This is a genomic window from Rathayibacter sp. VKM Ac-2759 (assembly GCF_009834225.1).
GTDB lineage: Bacteria > Actinomycetota > Actinomycetes > Actinomycetales > Microbacteriaceae > Rathayibacter.
In genome coordinates, this window is sequence record NZ_CP047176.1 from 2846898 (window position 1) to 2863014 (window position 16117).

The window sequence follows — 16117 nt, forward strand, 5'->3', positions numbered from 1 at the left end:
CCATCGTGGGACGCAGGGCGGGCTCTCGCGGCGCCGTCGACCCGCTCGGCGACGCCGAGCTGATCGAGCTGGTCCGCCGCGGCGAGGCGACGGCGACGGCCGAGCTGTGGCGGCGGCACGCGGCGGCGGCGCGCACCGTCGCGCGAGCGTGGTCGAGCTCGCTCGATCCCGACGATCTCGTCTCGGAGGCCTTCCTCCGGGTGCTCTCGACGATCGAGCGGGGCGGCGGCCCGGAGGGCGCGTTCCGGCCCTACCTCTTCACCGCGGTCCGCAACGTCGCCGCCTCCTGGGGGCGACGACAGGATCGGGAGCGCCCGCTCGCCGCGGAGGAGGACGTCGTCGCGCCGGGACCGGGGCCGGAGGAGACCGTGCTCGCCGCGCTGGATCGCGATCTCGGGGTCCGCGCCTTCCGGGCACTGCCCGCGCGCTGGCAGGAGGTGCTCTGGTACACGGAGGTGGAGGGGCTCTCCCCCGCAGAGGCCGCGCCCCTCCTCGGCCTCCGGCCCAACTCGGTCGCGGCCCTCAGCCACCGCGCCCGCGAGGGCCTCCGCGGGGCCTGGATCCAGGAGCACGTCACCGACGTCTCGGCCGAGGGCGAGTGCCGGTGGGTCCTCGAGCGCGCCGGATCGCACGTCCGCGGTCGCCTGCCGGCACGCGATCGGCTCCGGGTGCGCTCGCACCTCGGGGAGTGCGTCGGCTGCCGGGTGGCGCTCCGCGATGCGGAGCAGTCCGGCGCACGCCTGGCGACGGTGCTGCTCCCGCTCGTCGCCGGCGTCGGAGGCTCTGCCGCCTACGCCGCCGGAGGCGCGGTTCCCGGGGTGTCGGGCGGTGGCGGGGCGGCAGTGGGAGGCTCTGCGGCGAGCGCCGGGTCCGTGGCCGGAGGCGCCTCCGCCGCGACGGTCGCCGTCGTCGCGGCCGGGCTGGTGCTCGTGGCGGGAGTCGCGGTGGCGGCGCTGCTGCCGATCGCCGGTCCTGAGACGACCCGGGTGCCGGACGCGTCGGAGAGCGCACCGGAGTCGACGCCCACCGAGGAGGAGACGCTCGCGCCCGTGGCGACGGTGGAGCTCACGCCGTCGCCGGCACCCGACCCGTCTGCGACCGCGCCGTCGACGGAGCCTTCCCCGACGTCCGGTCCCGACGCGTCGGCCGTGCCTGCACCGGTGCTCGCACCCCCGTCGCGCGAACCGCTCCAAGCGACCCCCGTGCCGACCACGACTCCCCCGGCGGCACCGGCTCCCCCTCCGGATCCCACGCCCGGTCCGACACCCACGGCCACCCCCGGTCCGACTCCCACGCCCACTCCCCCGGTGACGCCGACCGCCACCCCCACCCCGCCGGTCCCGGCCACGTCGACCCTCGAGACCGACCCGGACGAGCGCCTGCTCCCGGGCGCGACCGGCACCGCGGCTCCCGGTGCGGCGGTATCGGTGGAGGACGCGCGGTCGGGACTCGTCTACGCGAGCACTGTCGCCGGGACCGACGGCACCTGGTCGCTCGAGAGCCTCGACCTGCCGGTCGGCGACACGGCGGTGACCGTGCGCACCACCGCGCCCGACGGCACCGAGACGCTCAGCGCCTCCGAGACCGTGCGGCTGAGGGCGCCCAGCGTGCTCGCCCCGTCGACGGCGAGCGCCTCCTCCGGAGTCCCCGTGCTCGTGCTCTCGGACCCGGGGGCGGTCCAGCTCCTCGTCGACGGGGAGGTCGCCCTCGAGCGGACGGTCTCGAGCGCGGGCTTCGTGGCGACGCTCGATCTCGCGGCCGGAGAGCACGAGATCGGCGTGCGCTACGCCTCCGCGGACGGCCGTGTCGGGGCGGTCGCGTCGACCGCCGTCGACGTGCGCTGAGGGCCTCGTCGGCGGCCGATATCCTGAGCGGATGCAGTCCGACTCCGCCGCGCCCTCCTCCGCTCCGCCCGCGTCCGTGGGCTCCGCCGAGAACGCCGCACCCGGTCGGGACGAGCCCGCCAACCACTGGACGCTGACCTTCACCTGCCCCGATCTGCCGGGCATCGTGCACGCCGTCTCGGGAGCCGTGGTGCAGGCGAACGGGAACATCACCGAGAGCCAGCAGTTCTCGAGCGCCGACACCGGCCGCTTCTTCATGCGGCTGCAGGTCGCGTCGGCGGTCACCCGCGACGAGTTCGAGCGGGCGCTGCTGCCCGTCACCGAGCACTACGGGATGACCTGGCGCCTGGACGTGGTGGGCCGCCCGCTCCGCACCCTCGTGCTCGCCTCGACCGCCGCGCACTGCGTGAACGACCTGCTGTTCCGCCAGCGTGCGGGGCAGCTCGCGATCGACGTGCCGCTGATCCTCTCGAACCACGGCACCCTCCGCGATCTCGCCGAGTTCTACGGCGTGCCGTTCGAGTCGCGACCCGTGGTGTCCCCCGAGACGAAGCGCGCCTTCGAGGAGCGCGTGATCGAGGTCGTCGAGCAGCACGACATCGAGCTCGTCGTCCTGGCCCGCTACATGCAGATCCTCTCGCCCGAGCTCTGCGCGCGTCTGGCCGGCCGCGCGATCAACATCCACCACTCCTTCCTGCCCGGCTTCAAGGGCGCGAACCCCTACAAGCAGGCGCACGCCCGCGGCGTGAAGCTGATCGGAGCGACGGCGCACTTCGTCACGAGCGACCTCGACGAGGGCCCGATCATCGAGCAGAACGTCGTCCGGGTGGAGCACTCGCGCTCGGCGGCCCAGCTGGTCGCGATCGGGCAGGACGAGGAGAGCCGCACCCTCACCCAGGCGGTCAAGTGGTTCGCGGAGGACCGGGTGCTGCTCGACGGCGCCCGGACGATCATCTTCCGCTAGGGCCCGCCTCCGGCTCAGGACGGCGGAGATACGATGGTCGGCGTGAATCGAGCAGGAGCGGGTGCCGCGGGCACCGAGGTCAGGATCGGCCCCAACGACGTCCTGCGGTTCGTCCTCGAGCTCTTCGCACTGGTGACCTTCGGCATCTGGGGCTTCACGACCTGGGCGCTGCCGCTGAGCATCGTCTTCGGGATCGGCGCGCCCGTGCTGGCCGCCCTGGTCTGGGCGCTGTTCCTCTCACCCCGCGCCGTGTTCTCCCTCGACGTCTACGGCCGCTCGCTGATCGAGCTGCTGGTGATGGGCGCCGCCGCGGTGGCGTGGCTCGACATGGGCCAGCCGATCGTCGCCATCGTGTTCGGCGTGGTCGCCGTCGTGTCCGGCGTGATCGCCGGGCGTCGCGCCGTCTCCTGACGCCGCGCCCGCGTCCCGCCAGGGCCGCGGGGACCTCCGGCTCGTCGCACCGCGTCCGGCTCGCCGGAATCCGCGATTCGAGCGCGCCGGACGCGATTCCGCGAGCCGGAGGTGTGCCCGGCGCGAACGCGGACGGCCGCCCCGCCGCTCCGGAGGGAGCGAGCGGGGCGGCCGTCGGTGCGAGCGCGGAGGGCTACTCCGCGGCTGCTCCCTCACGCTGAGCGAGGGCCCGGCGGCGGACGCCGGAGATCACGACTCCGGCGCCGATCAGCGCCAGGGCCGCAGCCCCGAGCAGACCGCCCTCGAAGCCGGTGGAGGGCAGGCCGCCCGAGCCGCCACCGTGGCCGGGCGCACCCGGTCCGGCGGTCGGCGAGCCGGTCGGCGCGGACGTCGGCGACGTGGTCGGCGCAGGTCCCGCGGTCGGCGTCGGCTCAGGGGTCGCCGTCGGCTCCGGGGTGCCCGTGGGCTCCGGAGTCGCGGTCGGCGTGGGAGTCGGGGTCGCCGCCTCCGTCACGTCGACGCTCACCAGAGTCGCGAGACCCGAGTCGGAGTAGGCCACCCGGCCGAGGTACTGGGCGGGGCCGGCCAGGTCGCTCCACGAGATCGCGTAGCTCGTGGGCTCGCCCTGCGTCGCGTCGATCACCGCGGGCTCGGTCGTCAGCGAGCCGACGCCTCCCTCGGGCGTGATCACGAAGCTGCGCAGGTCGAAGGTGACCGTGGGCTCCGCACCGACCGCGTAGATGTCGGCCGTGACGCGGTAGGTGCCCGCCTCCGGCTCCGCGAGGTCGACGCGCTCGTCGGCGGAGGCCGTCGCCGAGACGGCCTGCGAGACGGGCTCGCCCGCCGCGTCGAGCAGCTCGACGTAGAGGTCGAGGTCGGCCGTGTCGTCGATCGAGTCGAGATCGAAGCGGGCGAAGTCGGCGCCCTCGGGCACCTGGACCTCGGTGATCAGGGTCGTGCCCGCCGGCAGCGTGCCGGAGTGTCCGTCGGCCGCGGTGGCGTCCTCGGCGAGGACTCCCTGCGCGAGACCGGTGGTCGACAGCGGCAGCGCGCCGTCGATGCCGGGCGTGATGGTCGCCGTCGTCGAGCCCGTCGAGCCGGAGCCCGAGACCTCGTACGGAGCGTCCAGCAGGACGGGTCGCACCGCGACGGGGCTGCGCACCTCGTGGTCGGCGCTCGACCAGGTGAGGTAGCCGGTCGCGAACTCCGAGAGCTCGGCGTCCGCGGTCGTGAAGGTGACCGTGTACTCGGCCGTCTGGCCCGCTGCGGTGAAGGAGAGCGTGGACGGCGACACCACGGTGTCGACACCCGGGATGTCCAGCGACGCGGTGTACCTGCCGGGAGCGGTCGACGTCACCGTGCGGGTGACCGTCTGCGTTCCGGCGAGCGCGCCGATCGCGATCGACGCCTGGTTGAGGTCGGAGGGGTCGATCGCCTCGATCGGGTCGATCGCGGGATCCGGGTTGAACACGTAGCCCGCGCCCTTGAGGAACGCGATCCAGTCACTCGGGCCGCTGTCGTAGATCAGTCCGGGGTCGAGGAACGCGGTCGGGTCGACGTGGCCGGCGCCCTGCGCGAAGACGTCCTCGGAGGCGGTGCCCGACTGGTCGACGCTGTCGTACGAGGTCGTCATCATGGCCGACTTGACGGCCGACGGCGACGCGTTCGGGGTGGCGCCGAGGATCAGCGCGGCGAGGCCGGCGATGTGCGGCGACGACATCGAGGTGCCCGACTCGAACGCGAAGGCGGGGTCGTCGCCCTCGGCGTTGAAGCTGTCGGCCAGGATCGCGACGCCGGGCGCCGTGATGTCCGGCTTCAGCACGTCGCTGCCGTCGGCCTCGGCCGGACCGCGCGACGAGAAGCCGGCGACCTGCGGGACCGCGATCGCGATGCCGGAGGTGTTGCCCTCGCTCAGCGTCGCGGTCGCACCGGCAATGGACGCGTAGGCGGTGATGGCGTCGTACGCCTCCGAGTCGATCTGGATGCTCGGGACGGAGTGGTCGTCGACGTGCAGCGCGTTCGGGAACGGGTTGAGCAGCAGCATGCCGATGCCGCCCGCCCGCTCGACCTCGGCCGACTTCGACACGCGGGCGGTGACGCCCGCGGTGCAGGCGACGATCTTCCCGGCGACCTTCTCGGGGTCGAGGGTGCCGGTCTCGCAGATCTCCGGAGTCTCGGCCCCGGCGAGGACGACGTCCGCGCTGTTCACGAGGGGTCCGGTGATCTCGTCGTGCACGGTGATCGATCCGCCGGGGAAGGCCTGGCCGTCACCGAGGGTGGCGGTGGCGGTGTAGGTCGGGATCGAGGAGGCGGCGACCGTCGTGTACCACGGCGAGGCGTGGTCGAGGGTCGAGTCGCCGGGGCCGGAGTTGCCGGCCGAGGCCGCCACGAAGACGCCCGCGGCGGCGGCGTTGAGGAACGCCTCGTCGATCAGCGTGAGCGTGGAGGTGGCCGAGCCGCCGCCGATCGAGAAGTTGATCACGTCGACGCCGTCGCTGGTCGCCGCATCGATGGCGGCGAGGATGCCGGGGCCGGAGCAGAAGTCGTCGTCGTCGGTGCCGTCGACGTCGCCGTTCCAGCAGACCTTGTACGCGGCGACCTTGGCCGCGGGCGCGACGCCCGAGATCAGTCCGTAGTCGTAGCCGTCGACGCTCGCGTCGACGCCCGCGTTGCCGGCGGCGGTCGACGCCGTGTGCGAGCCGTGGCCGTCCGCGTCGCGCGGCGAGAGGTACTCGGGGTTGTCGGGCGAGCCCGCGGGCTCCGAGGCGCCGAGGAACCAGCGCGCACCGATCAGCTTCTGGTTGCACTCGTCGCCGGTCCACTGCTGCGACGCGTCGGCTCCGCTCGCGCAGGCTCCCACGAAGTCGTTGCCGTCGGACTTCGGGTAGGTGATCGTCGTGCCGTTCGTGGAGGGGGCGGCTCCGGGGCTCGTCGCGAGCGGAGCACCGGCGAACGAGGGGTTCTCGGGCGCGATGCCGGAGTCGATGACTCCGACCACGACGCCCTCGCCCGCCTCGTCGACACCGCCGAGCTCGTTCCAGACTCCGTCGGCTCCGTCGAGGCCGAGGAAGCTCGTCGAGGACTCCTGACCGGTGTCGGGGACGGGGATACCGGCGGCGGCCGGCGCCTGCAGCGTGGTGGGCTGCACCGCGCGGTCGAGGGTGAGGTCCTCGATCTCGCGCACCTGGGCGACGTCCTTGCGGTTCGCGAGGCGGCTGGCCTGCGCGCCGGTCAGCTCGGCCGAGAAGCCGTTGAGCGTGACGGTGTAGTGGTAGCCGATCTCGGCGTCGACAGCGGCGGCGACGTCGTCCTGGCGCTGCTCGAGGTGGGCCGAGTAGTCCTCGACGGGGGCGGACCGCGCCTGCAGCTGGGAGCCCGCGTCGGGAGCCGTCCGGGCGAAGCGGGCGTCGGTGCCCTCGTAGGTCGCCGCGGCGGGCTCGATCAGGGTGACGACGTAGTCGCCGTCGTCGAAGCTCTGCAGCGACGAGAGGCCGCCGACGAGCGAGGCGCTGCCGACGACGGGGGCGGCGGAGGCGCCGGTCGCCGCGAAGGCGGCGGAGGCGGCGACCCCGATGACGGCGAGGCCCGCCAGGATGCGCCGATCGGCGCGGCGGACGGGTGGACGGTGGGACGGGTGGATCGGCAATCGATGTCCTTACTCACGCTCGCTGGGAACCGGATCCGGTTCAGCTCTGAATCAGTACTGACGACCCTACGAAATCGATCGCCCGGCTCTGTTTCCAACAGATTACGAAGTAGTCGATCCTGGGACGGAGGTGCTTGGCACTCTCGAGGGTGGAGTGCTAAATTCTTCACAGTTGAGTCGATGAGGCTCAACTCTGAGAAGTCCTTCGTTGCTCGACTGAATGGAGTGATCATCATGGCCGTGACCTACGACCCCATCCGCGAACTCGACCGCGTCGCCTCCGCCCTCCTCGGCTCCGGCCAGGGCCCGCGCCGCATGCCGATCGACCTGTACCGCGACGGCGACCACTACGTCCTCACCGCCGACCTGCCCGGGATCGATCCCGGATCGGTCGACGTCGACGTCGACGGTCAGCTGCTGACGATCCGCGCCCAGCGCACGGTCGCCAGCGGCGACGACGTCACGTGGATCACGCGCGAACGCCAGTCCGCCACCTTCGTCCGCCAGCTGAGCCTCGGCCAGGGCGTCGACACCGAGCGCATCTCGGCGTCGTACGACAACGGCGTGCTCTCGGTCACCATCCCCGTGAGCGAGAAGGCGAAGTCGCGGAGGATCGAGGTGGTCTCGAGCGCGAGGCCCGAGCAGGTGCAGCTCAGCGAGTCCCGCTCCGAGTGATCCGGACGACGGAGGGCCCGCCCGCTCCCGAGCGGCGGGCCCTCCGTCGTGTCACGGCGCGACCCTAGGCTGGGAGCCATGCGCGCCTCCACGCCCGACGCCGCCGTCGGAATCCTGCTCCCCCGCGATCTCCCCGCCGCCGAGGTCCTCCCCTACGCCCGACGCGCCGAGGCGCTCGGCTTCGACGAGCTGTGGGTGATCGAGGATCTCGGCTTCCGCGGCGGCATCGCGCAGGCCGCCGCCGTGCTCGCGGCGACCGAGCGCATCGTGGTCGGGATCGGCATCCTCCCCGCCGCCGCACGGACGGCCGCGTTCACCGCCATGGAGCTCAGCACGCTCGCCGAGCTGTTCCCCGGTCGCCTGCACGCCGGGATCGGCCACGGCATGCCGCACTGGATGCGCGGGCTCGGCGTGTGGCCGAAGAGCCCGCTGACCCTCCTGGAGGAGCAGTTCGACGCCCTGCGCTCGCTGCTCGCCGGCGACGAGACGACCCGCGACGGCCGCTACGTGAAGGTCGACGGCCTCCGGCTCGAGTCACCGCCCGCCGTCGTGCCGCCGCTGCTCGCCGGCGTGCGGGGCCCGAAGTCCCTCGAGCTGGCCGGCCGGATCGCGGACGGCGTCGTCCTGGCCGAGCCCGTCACTCCGGAGTACCTCGCCGCGGCCCTGGAGCAGATGGCCGTGCCCGGCCGCGTGGTCGCCTACAACGCCGCGGCGGTCGACGACGACGCCGCCCGCGCGCGCGATCTCGTGCGCCCCGGTCTCGAGTGGATCGGCGACCCCGACTGGGCCCCGCACATCGCACCGCTGCCGTTCGCGGACGACTTCGCCGGGCTCCGCGAGCGCAGCGCCGACCGCGCCTCCTTCGCCCGCGACCTGCCGGACGAGTGGGTCGACCAGCTCGCCGTCGTCGGCACTCCCGACGACGCGCGGGCGAGGATCGGCGAGCTGCACCGGGCGGGCGCCTCGAGCGTGGTGCTGATCCCGGCCGGCCCGGACGCCGGCACCGCGATGGAGTCGCTCGCCCGCGTGCTCTGACCGGCGCCACGCAGGAACGGCTCCGGCCCGCAGGATCCGAGGATCCCTGCGGGCCGGAGCCGTTCCGATGCGCCGGAGGTCAGGCCGACATGCGCGCCTGGAGGTTCTCGTCGAGCGTCGCGAGGAACTCCTCGGTCGTCTGCCAGCCCTGGTCGGGGCCGACGAGGAGCGCGAGGTCCTTCGTCATCTTGCCCGACTCGACCGTCTTGATGACGACGTCCTCGAGCGTGAGCGAGAAGTCGATCAGCTCCTGGTTCCCGTCGAGCTTGCCGCGGTGCGCGAGGCCGCGCGTCCAGGCGTAGATCGACGCGATCGGGTTGGTCGAGGTGGGCTTGCCCGCCTGGTGCTGGCGGTAGTGGCGCGTGACGGTGCCGTGCGCCGCCTCCGCCTCGACGACGCTGCCGTCGGGCGTGGACAGGACGGAGGTCATCAGGCCGAGCGAGCCGAAGCCCTGCGCGACCGTGTCCGACTGCACGTCGCCGTCGTAGTTCTTGCAGGCCCAGACGTAGCCGCCCTCCCACTTCATGGCCGAGGCGACCATGTCGTCGATCAGGCGGTGCTCGTAGGTGAGGCCGGCGGCGTCGAAGCGCTCCTTGAACTCGGTCTCGAAGATCTCCTCGAAGATGTCCTTGAACCGGCCGTCGTAGGCCTTGAGGATCGTGTTCTTCGTCGAGAGGTAGACCGGGTAGTTGCGGCTCAGGCCGTAGTTGAGCGACGAGCGGGCGAAGTCGCGGATCGACGCGTCCTGGTTGTACTGGACCTGCGCGATGCCGTCGTCGGGAGCCTTGTAGACCTCGAACTTCATCGGCTCGGAGCCGTCGTCCGGGGTGAACTCGACGGTGAGCGTGCCCTTGCCCTTGAAGACGAAGTCGGTGGCGCGGTACTGGTCGCCGAACGCGTGGCGGCCGATGATGATCGGCTTGTTCCAGCCGGGGACCAGGCGCGGGATGTTGGAGATGATGATCGGCTCGCGGAAGATGACGCCGCCGAGGATGTTGCGGATCGTGCCGTTGGGCGACTTCCACATCTTCTTCAGGCCGAACTCCTCGACGCGCGCCTCGTCGGGCGTGATCGTCGCGCACTTGACGCCGACGCCGTGCTTCTGGATGGCGTGCGCCGCGTCGATCGTGACCTGGTCGTCGGTCTCGTCGCGGTACTCGATGCCGAGGTCGTAGTACTCGAGGTTCACGTCGAGGTACGGGTGGATGAGGGTGTCCTTGATCTTCTGCCAGATGATCCGCGTCATCTCGTCGCCGTCGAGCTCGACGACGGTTCCCTCAACCTTGATCTTGGACATTGCTCTCCCATGGTCTCGATGCAACCCCGCTCCTGCGCGGGACGAGCGGCTGCGCGGCCGCTCCGGATGGCCTCCACCAGCCTACCCGAGGGCTGAACTGTCTCGATGTCGAGAGAGTTCGGCCCTCCGGTGCTCTCGATCGGCGCCGGTGGGGGCGCTGTCGTCCTGGCGGCGGATGACGCCCCGGGGTCCGGCCGCTAGATTGGCCGCATGAGTGCACTCCGCCTGGAAGAGCTGTCGGCCTCGAACATCTCCGCCGTGAACGGGCTGAGCCTCAAACCCGGTCAGGAGCAGTTCGTCGCCCCGGTGTCGTACTCGGCCGCCGCCGCCGTGATCGACCCGGGTGCCGCCTGGCAGCGCGCGATCCTCGACGACGACGCGCTCGTCGGCTTCATCCACGCGCACTTCGACGAGGACGCTCCGGAGGAGTTCCGCAGCTGCATCTGGCGCATCAACATCGACGCGTCGAAGCAGGGGCGCGGAGTCGGCACCTTCGCGGTCCGCGCGGCGGCCGACGAGGCCCGCCGCCGCGGGTTCGACACGCTCACCGTCATCTGGGAGTCGGGCGAGGACGGTCCCGAGCAGTTCTTCCGCTGGATCGGCTTCGAGGTCGTCGGCGAGACGCAGTACGGCGAGAACATCGGGGCGCTGAAGCTCTGAGCCCTCGCGCTCGGACCGGCGAGCCGTCCTCGTCCGGGGCGGGCCCCGACTCCCCCGACTTCGTCTCGGCGGTGCTGGCCGTCGTCGACGGCATCCCCCCGGGGCACGTGATGGCCTACGGGGAGATCGCCGCCGTGCTCGGGACACGCGCCGCGCGCGCGGTCGGCACGGTCATGGCGCGCTACGGCTCCGACGTCGCGTGGTGGCGGGTGGTGCGCTCGGGAGGCGCTCCTCCCCTCGGACACGAGGACCGCGCGCGCGTCGAGTACGACCGCGAGGGGACGCCGCTGGTGATCACTCCCGGCGGCTACCGCGTCGACGTGCGCGCGGCGCGCTGGCGGCCCTGAGGCGCGACGGTCCGCGGGCGGGTCCCCCTCCGCGGACCGCCCGCGGCCTCACACCAGCGAGTCGCGCCAGGCCGCGTGCAGCGTCGCGAACCGCCCGGCGCCGGCGATGAGCGCCTCCGGAGTGCCGTCCTCGACGATGCGGCCGTGCTCCATCACGAGGACGCGGTCGGCGATCGCGACCGTCGAGAGCCGGTGCGCGATGATCACCGCCGTGCGGTCGGCGAGCAGCGTCTGCAGACCCTGCTGCACCAGGCGCTCGCTCGGGATGTCGAGCGACGACGTCGCCTCGTCGAGGATGAGCACCGCCGGATCGGCGAGGAACGCGCGCGCGAACGAGATCAGCTGGCGCTGGCCCGCCGACACGCGGCCGCCGCGCTTGTTCACGTCGGTGTCGTAGCCGTCGGGCAGCGCCCGGATGAACTCGTCCGCGCCGACCGCCTGCGCGGCCGCCACGATCTCGTCGTACGACGCCGACGGCCGCCCGATCGCGATGTTGTCGGCGACCGAGCCCGAGAAGAGGTACGCCTCCTGGGTCACCATCACGATCGCGCGCCGCAGATCCTTCGGGTGCAGCTGACGCAGGTCGACGCCGTCGAGGGTCACCACGCCGTCGCTCGGGTCGTAGAACCGCGAGATGAGCTTGGCGAGCGTGGTCTTGCCGGCGCCGGTCGATCCGACGAGGGCGATCGTCTGGCCGGCCGGCACGTCGAGGTCGAAGCGCGGCAGGACCTCGCGGTCGCTGGTGTACGCGAAGCGCACACCCTCGAAGCCGAGGTGCCCGCGCGCCTCGCGCAGATCCGTCGGATGGGCGGGATCGGGCACGCTCGGCTCCTCGGCGAGGACGCCCGAGATCTTCTCGAGCGCCGCCGCCGCCGACTGGTAGGAGTTGTAGAACATCGCCATCTCCTGCACCGGGTCGAAGAAGCGGCGGGTGTAGAGCAGCACCGCGAGCAGCGCGCCGATCTCGAGTCCGCCGTCGAGCACGCGGACTCCTCCGACGAACAGCACGACCGCGACGGTCACGTTGCCGATCAGCACGAGCCCCGGGTCGAAGGTGCCGAAGACTCCGAAGACCTTCTTGTACGCCACCCGGTACTTCTCGACGACTCCGCCGAACACCTCCTCGTTGCGCTTCTCGGCGCGGAAGGTCTGCACGGCGCGGATGCCCGTCATCGTCTCGACGAACTGCACGATCAGGCGCGAGGAGGCCACGCGGGTCCCCCGGAACAGGGCCTGCGACCTCTTCTGGAACCAGCGCGTCAGGATCGCGAGCGGGACGAGCGAGCAGGCGAGCACGATCCCGCTGACCCCGTCGACCGACACGAGTGCGATCGCCACGAAGCCCATGTAGAGCGCGCCCTGCACGAGCTGGTTGATCCCGGAGTCGAGCAGCTCGCGGATCGAGTCGAGGTCGCTCGTCTGGCGCGAGATGATGCGGCCCGACGTGTAGTTCTCGTGGAACTCCAGGCTCAGCTTCTGGGTGTGCAGGAACACGCGCTTGCGCAGGTCGATGAGGATCGCCTGGCTCACCCGCGCCGAGAGCACCGTGTACCAGGCGACCAGCACGGCACCGATCACGCCGGTCAGCACGTAGGCGCCGACCGTCAGCGCGAGCGGAGTCGCGTCGCCGTCGAGCACCGCGGGCAGCCCGTTGTCGATGCCCAGGGCGATCAGGGCGGGCCCGGCCACCTGCGCGGCGGTCGAGACGACGACCACGATCGCCGTGAGGACGAGCCGCAGACGGAGGGGGCGCAGCAGCGTCCCCAGCAGTCGCAGCGACCGGCGGCGCATCTGGGCGGACTCGGCGCGCGTGAGGTCGTCGCGCTCCTCGGTCGAACCGAGCGTGCTCATGATCGGGTCTCCTGGTCGATGGTGTCGGTGGCGTCGCCGCTCGGGCGGGAGCCGACGCGCTCCGTGCCGGGCGGACGGCTCAGCTCGTCCTCCTCGAGGCTCGAGATGACGAAGCGGTAGTGCGGGCTGCTCGCGAGCAGCTCGCTGTGGGTGCCGACGGCGGTGACGCGTCCTTCTTCGAGGAGCGCGACCCGGTCGGCGAGGGCGACCGTGGAGGGACGGTGCGCCACGATCAGCGCCGTCGTGTCCCCGAGCACGCGGCGCAGGCCCGCCTCGACGCGCGCCTCCGTGTCGACGTCGAGTGCCGACAGGGGGTCGTCGAGCACGAGCACGGAGGGACGCGCCGCGATCACCCGGGCGAGGGCGAGGCGCTGGCGCTGGCCGCCCGAGAGGCTCATGCCCTCCTCGCCGACCGTGGTGTCGAGTCCGTCCGGGAGGGAGTGCACGAAGCCCGCCTGGGCGATCTCGAGCGCCTCGAGCAGCTCCTCCTCGCTCGCGTCCGGCCGACCGAGGAGCACGTTCTCGCGCACGGAGGTCGAGAACAGGGTCGCGTCCTCGAAGGCCATGCCGATGTGCGAGCGCAGCTCGGCCCGCCGCATCCGCCGCACGTCGACTCCGTCGATCTCGATCGCTCCGCCGGTGACGTCGTAGAGGCGCGGCAGCAGGGCGGTGAGCGTGGTCTTGCCGGAGCCGGTCACGCCGACCAGCGCCATGGTCTCGCCGGGCTCGACCTCGAGGTCGACGCCGTCGAGCAGATCGGGGAAGCGCTCGGGAGCGTCCTGGTAGCGGAAGTGCACGTCGCGGAAGCGCACGCGGCCGCGGGGGCGCTCGATCGTCTCGGGCGACTCCGGGTCGGTGATCGCGTTCCTGCTGTCCATGACCTCGAAGTAGCGGTCGACGGCGGTGCGGGTGTCGAAGGTCATCGACAGGAGGAAGCCGATCGACTCGACGGGCCAGCGCAGCACGGTCGCGGTGGCGAAGAAGGCGAAGAGCTCGCCGACGCTCAGCTGGCCGTCGGCGGCGAGCCACACCCCGCCGAGGAGGCACAGCGCGAACGCGATGTCGGGCACGAGGAGCAGGACGAGCCAGATCCCCGCGATCGCCTTGGCCTTGTCGATCTCGGTGCCGCGCAGCTGCTCCGCCTGATCGGCGAAGCCCGCGAGAGCGTGCTTGTGCCGGCCGAACGCCTTGAGCACGCGGATGCCGTGCACCGACTGCTCGACCGTCGTGGCGAGGTCGCCGGCCTGGTCCTGGCTGCGGCGGGCGATGCTCGAGTAGCGCTTCTCGAAGGCGAAGCCGTAGATCCAGACCGGGATCGAGCAGACGATGAAGAGGACGCCGAGGATCGGGTTCCAGTACACGAGCACGCCGAAGCCGACGACGATCGTCAGGGTGTTGACGACGAGCAGCACGAAGCCGAAGGCGATCCAGCGGCGGGTGAGGCTCAGATCGCTCATGGCGCGCGACAGCAGCTGTCCGCTCTGCCAGCGGTCGTGGAACGACACCGGGAGATCCTGCAGCTGCCGGTACAGGGCGCCGCGCATCCGCGCCTCGATGTGCGTGCTCGGGGTGAGCACCATGCGCCGGCGGAGCGCGATGGCGACCGCCTCGAGGACGCCCAGGGCGAGCACGATGCCGACCGGGGCGATCAGCGGACCGAGGTCACCGGAGCCTGCGGCGGTGGCTCCGTCGCCGAGCGGACCGTCGACCAGCTGCTGCAGCACGATCGGGATCGCCAGCGAGACGAGGCTCGCGACGAGGGCGACCGCGATGCCCACGCTGAGGCGCGGCAGGGCGTCGCCGACGAACGGGAGCAGTCGCAGCAGGGTGCGCAGGGTGCTCGGGCGCTTCGGCTCGACCGGAGGGCCGTCGATCGGAGGGGTGTGTGCGGACACGGTGCAGAGCTTTCGCGAGGAGGGGGTGGGTGGGATCGCCACGGGCCCGTCCCGGGCGCTGCGCAGCCTTGAAGGCTATACCCCGGCTATGCGTCGCGTCCACCGTGTCGCGAGGTCTCCCCCTCGCGCTCCCGTCAGCGCACGCGCACCGAGAGGCAGGTCACGCAGCCCTCGAGCTTCTCGAACTCCGAGATGTCGACGGTGACCACGGTGTAGCCGAGATCGCGGAGCAGCGCGGCGCTCTCCGGAGCCGACGCCGCCATCAGCAGCGTGTCGGGGTCGAGGACGACCACGTGGGCGCCCGGCTCCTCGGGCATCGGCAGGAACGACGGGAACAGGCGCGGCTCGTCGACCACCGGCTCCCAGCCGATGACGGTGCCGTCGGGCAGGGCCGTGACGGCGCTCTTGAGGTGGAGGGCGCGGGTCAGCGGCACGGCGACGACGGTGAGACCGAGCGGGCGGAGGAGCGCGCGGAGCTGGGCGATGCCCTCGGCGTTCGTGCGCCCGCCGCGCCCGACGTAGACCGTCGAGCCGACCGTGAGGACGTCGCCGCCCTCGAGGGTCCCGGGCGCCTCGATGCGGTGCAGGGTGAGGTCGAGGGCGAGCGCCGCCTCCTCCGCCGCGGCCGTCTCGCCGCGTCGCGACTCGGCGCCCGGGCGGGTGAGGACGGCGTGGTCGCCGAAGACGACCACGGCGTCCTCGAGGAACACCGAGTCGGCCATCGCGGGGGCGGGGGCGACCTCGACGGTCTCCCAGCCGGCCTCGTCGAGCGCCTCGACGTACGCCTCCCACTGCTGCTGCGCCTTCTCCTGGTCGACGGGCACGCGCTCGAGGTGCGTGAGCTCGCCCGCGTCGAGGTTCTGCGCCGGGGCGCGGACGAGGGCGATGCGGCGGGCGCGGGGCGAGGCCGCGTTCGCCGGAGCAGTGGTGGCGCGCGCGATGCGGTGCCCGAGGGTCGCGGCCGCGAGGGTGAAGGCGAGGAGGAAGACGAGGTTGAGCCCGCCGAAGGTCGCGACGATCGACGCCCAGACCTCCCCGGTGATCGCCGTTCCGCTCGCGCTCGCCTGCACGAGGGTGCCGAAGGTCGCGCCGACGAGGCCGGCGACGAGACCGGCGATCGCCGCGGTCCAGGCCCGGTTCAGCATCCCGGCGACGGCGAGGACGAGGACCACCACGAAGGCGAGCGCGCTCGAGAGGAGGAAGTAGGCGTTGACCTGCGGGAGCGAGGACGCCGCCAGCTGGTTGCCGATGAAGAACGCGAGCAGGTTGCTCAGGTGGGCCGCGACGGCCGTCGCGGCGGCGGCGGCGAGGGCGGTGAGGAGGCGGCGGGCGAGGCGGGGGGCGGGCGCGGAGGCGAGCGTCGAGTCGGAGGGCACCCGGCGACCCTACGCGCTCCGACCGGTGTGCCCCCTTGCCGCGACCTTGCCGCCCGCTGTGAGCGCGCATCCGCACCGCCCGCTCGAGAACGCAGGAGTTGTCGCACTCGACACTC

At 72.5% G+C, this 16117-nt stretch carries 12 protein-coding genes; 7 read left to right on the forward strand and 5 right to left on the reverse strand.

The genetic code is table 11. The features are described from left to right. Positions 1–5 precede the first annotated feature (5 nt). The 3 genes from GSU68_RS13225 to GSU68_RS13235 are packed head-to-tail and all read left to right on the forward strand — an operon-like array spanning position 6 to position 3219. On the forward strand, positions 6–1844 hold the full coding sequence (locus GSU68_RS13225) for a sigma-70 family RNA polymerase sigma factor (protein WP_159909059.1): 1839 nt from the start codon (positions 6–8) through the stop codon (positions 1842–1844). Positions 1845–1875: 31 nt separating this feature from the next. Further along, the gene (purU, locus tag GSU68_RS13230) at positions 1876–2808 is read left to right on the forward strand and encodes a formyltetrahydrofolate deformylase (RefSeq protein ID WP_159909061.1); all 933 of its coding nucleotides are present in this window, start codon (positions 1876–1878) and stop codon (positions 2806–2808) included. Positions 2809–2850: 42 nt separating this feature from the next. Further along, positions 2851–3219, forward strand: coding sequence for a YrdB family protein (locus GSU68_RS13235; protein WP_244259279.1), 369 nt, complete (start codon positions 2851–2853; stop codon positions 3217–3219). A 193-nt stretch (positions 3220–3412) separates the two neighbouring features. Here GSU68_RS13235 and GSU68_RS13240 read toward each other — a convergent pair whose 3' ends face one another. Next, positions 3413–6865 carry a S8 family serine peptidase gene (locus GSU68_RS13240; RefSeq protein WP_159909065.1) on the reverse strand — a complete coding sequence of 1151 codons (3453 nt, stop codon included), beginning with the start codon at positions 6863–6865 and terminating at the stop codon, positions 3413–3415. A gap of 234 nt (positions 6866–7099) precedes the next feature. Here GSU68_RS13240 and GSU68_RS13245 point away from each other — a divergent pair, with 234 nt between their 5' ends. Beyond that, entirely contained in the window at positions 7100–7540 is a 441-nt protein-coding gene (locus GSU68_RS13245) for an Hsp20/alpha crystallin family protein (RefSeq protein ID WP_056040292.1), read from the forward strand. Between the two features lie 78 nt (positions 7541–7618). Beyond that, a complete protein-coding gene (locus tag GSU68_RS13250; protein WP_159909067.1) occupies positions 7619–8575 on the forward strand; it encodes an LLM class flavin-dependent oxidoreductase in 957 nt (318 codons plus the stop codon). A 79-nt stretch (positions 8576–8654) separates the two neighbouring features. Here GSU68_RS13250 and GSU68_RS13255 read toward each other — a convergent pair whose 3' ends face one another. Next, on the reverse strand, positions 8655–9872 hold the full coding sequence (locus GSU68_RS13255; RefSeq protein WP_159909069.1) for an NADP-dependent isocitrate dehydrogenase: 1218 nt from the start codon (positions 9870–9872) through the stop codon (positions 8655–8657). A gap of 210 nt (positions 9873–10082) precedes the next feature. On the opposite strand from GSU68_RS13255, the gene GSU68_RS13260 reads away from it, so the two are divergent. Further along, positions 10083–10532 (forward strand): GNAT family N-acetyltransferase, encoded by a 450-nt coding sequence (locus tag GSU68_RS13260; protein ID WP_159909071.1) that lies wholly within the window; start codon positions 10083–10085, stop codon positions 10530–10532. Between the two features lie 71 nt (positions 10533–10603). Next, positions 10604–10879 carry an MGMT family protein gene (locus GSU68_RS13265; RefSeq protein ID WP_244259280.1) on the forward strand — a complete coding sequence of 92 codons (276 nt, stop codon included), beginning with the start codon at positions 10604–10606 and terminating at the stop codon, positions 10877–10879. Between the two features lie 48 nt (positions 10880–10927). On the opposite strand, the gene GSU68_RS13270 is transcribed toward GSU68_RS13265, so the two are convergent. The 3 genes from GSU68_RS13270 to ddaH all read right to left on the reverse strand — a co-directional run bounded on the left by GSU68_RS13270 (position 10928) and on the right by ddaH (position 16001). Then, positions 10928–12730, reverse strand: a complete 1803-nt coding sequence (locus GSU68_RS13270; RefSeq protein ID WP_159909073.1) for an ABC transporter ATP-binding protein — start codon at positions 12728–12730, stop codon at positions 10928–10930. Further along, entirely contained in the window at positions 12727–14625 is a 1899-nt protein-coding gene (locus GSU68_RS13275; RefSeq protein WP_159909075.1) for an ABC transporter ATP-binding protein, read from the reverse strand. The genes GSU68_RS13270 and GSU68_RS13275 overlap by 4 nt, the downstream gene beginning before the upstream one ends. 134 nt (positions 14626–14759) lie before the next feature. Next, entirely contained in the window at positions 14760–16001 is a 1242-nt protein-coding gene (gene ddaH / locus GSU68_RS20075) for a dimethylargininase (protein ID WP_159909077.1), read from the reverse strand. Positions 16002–16117: the final 116 nt, after the last annotated feature.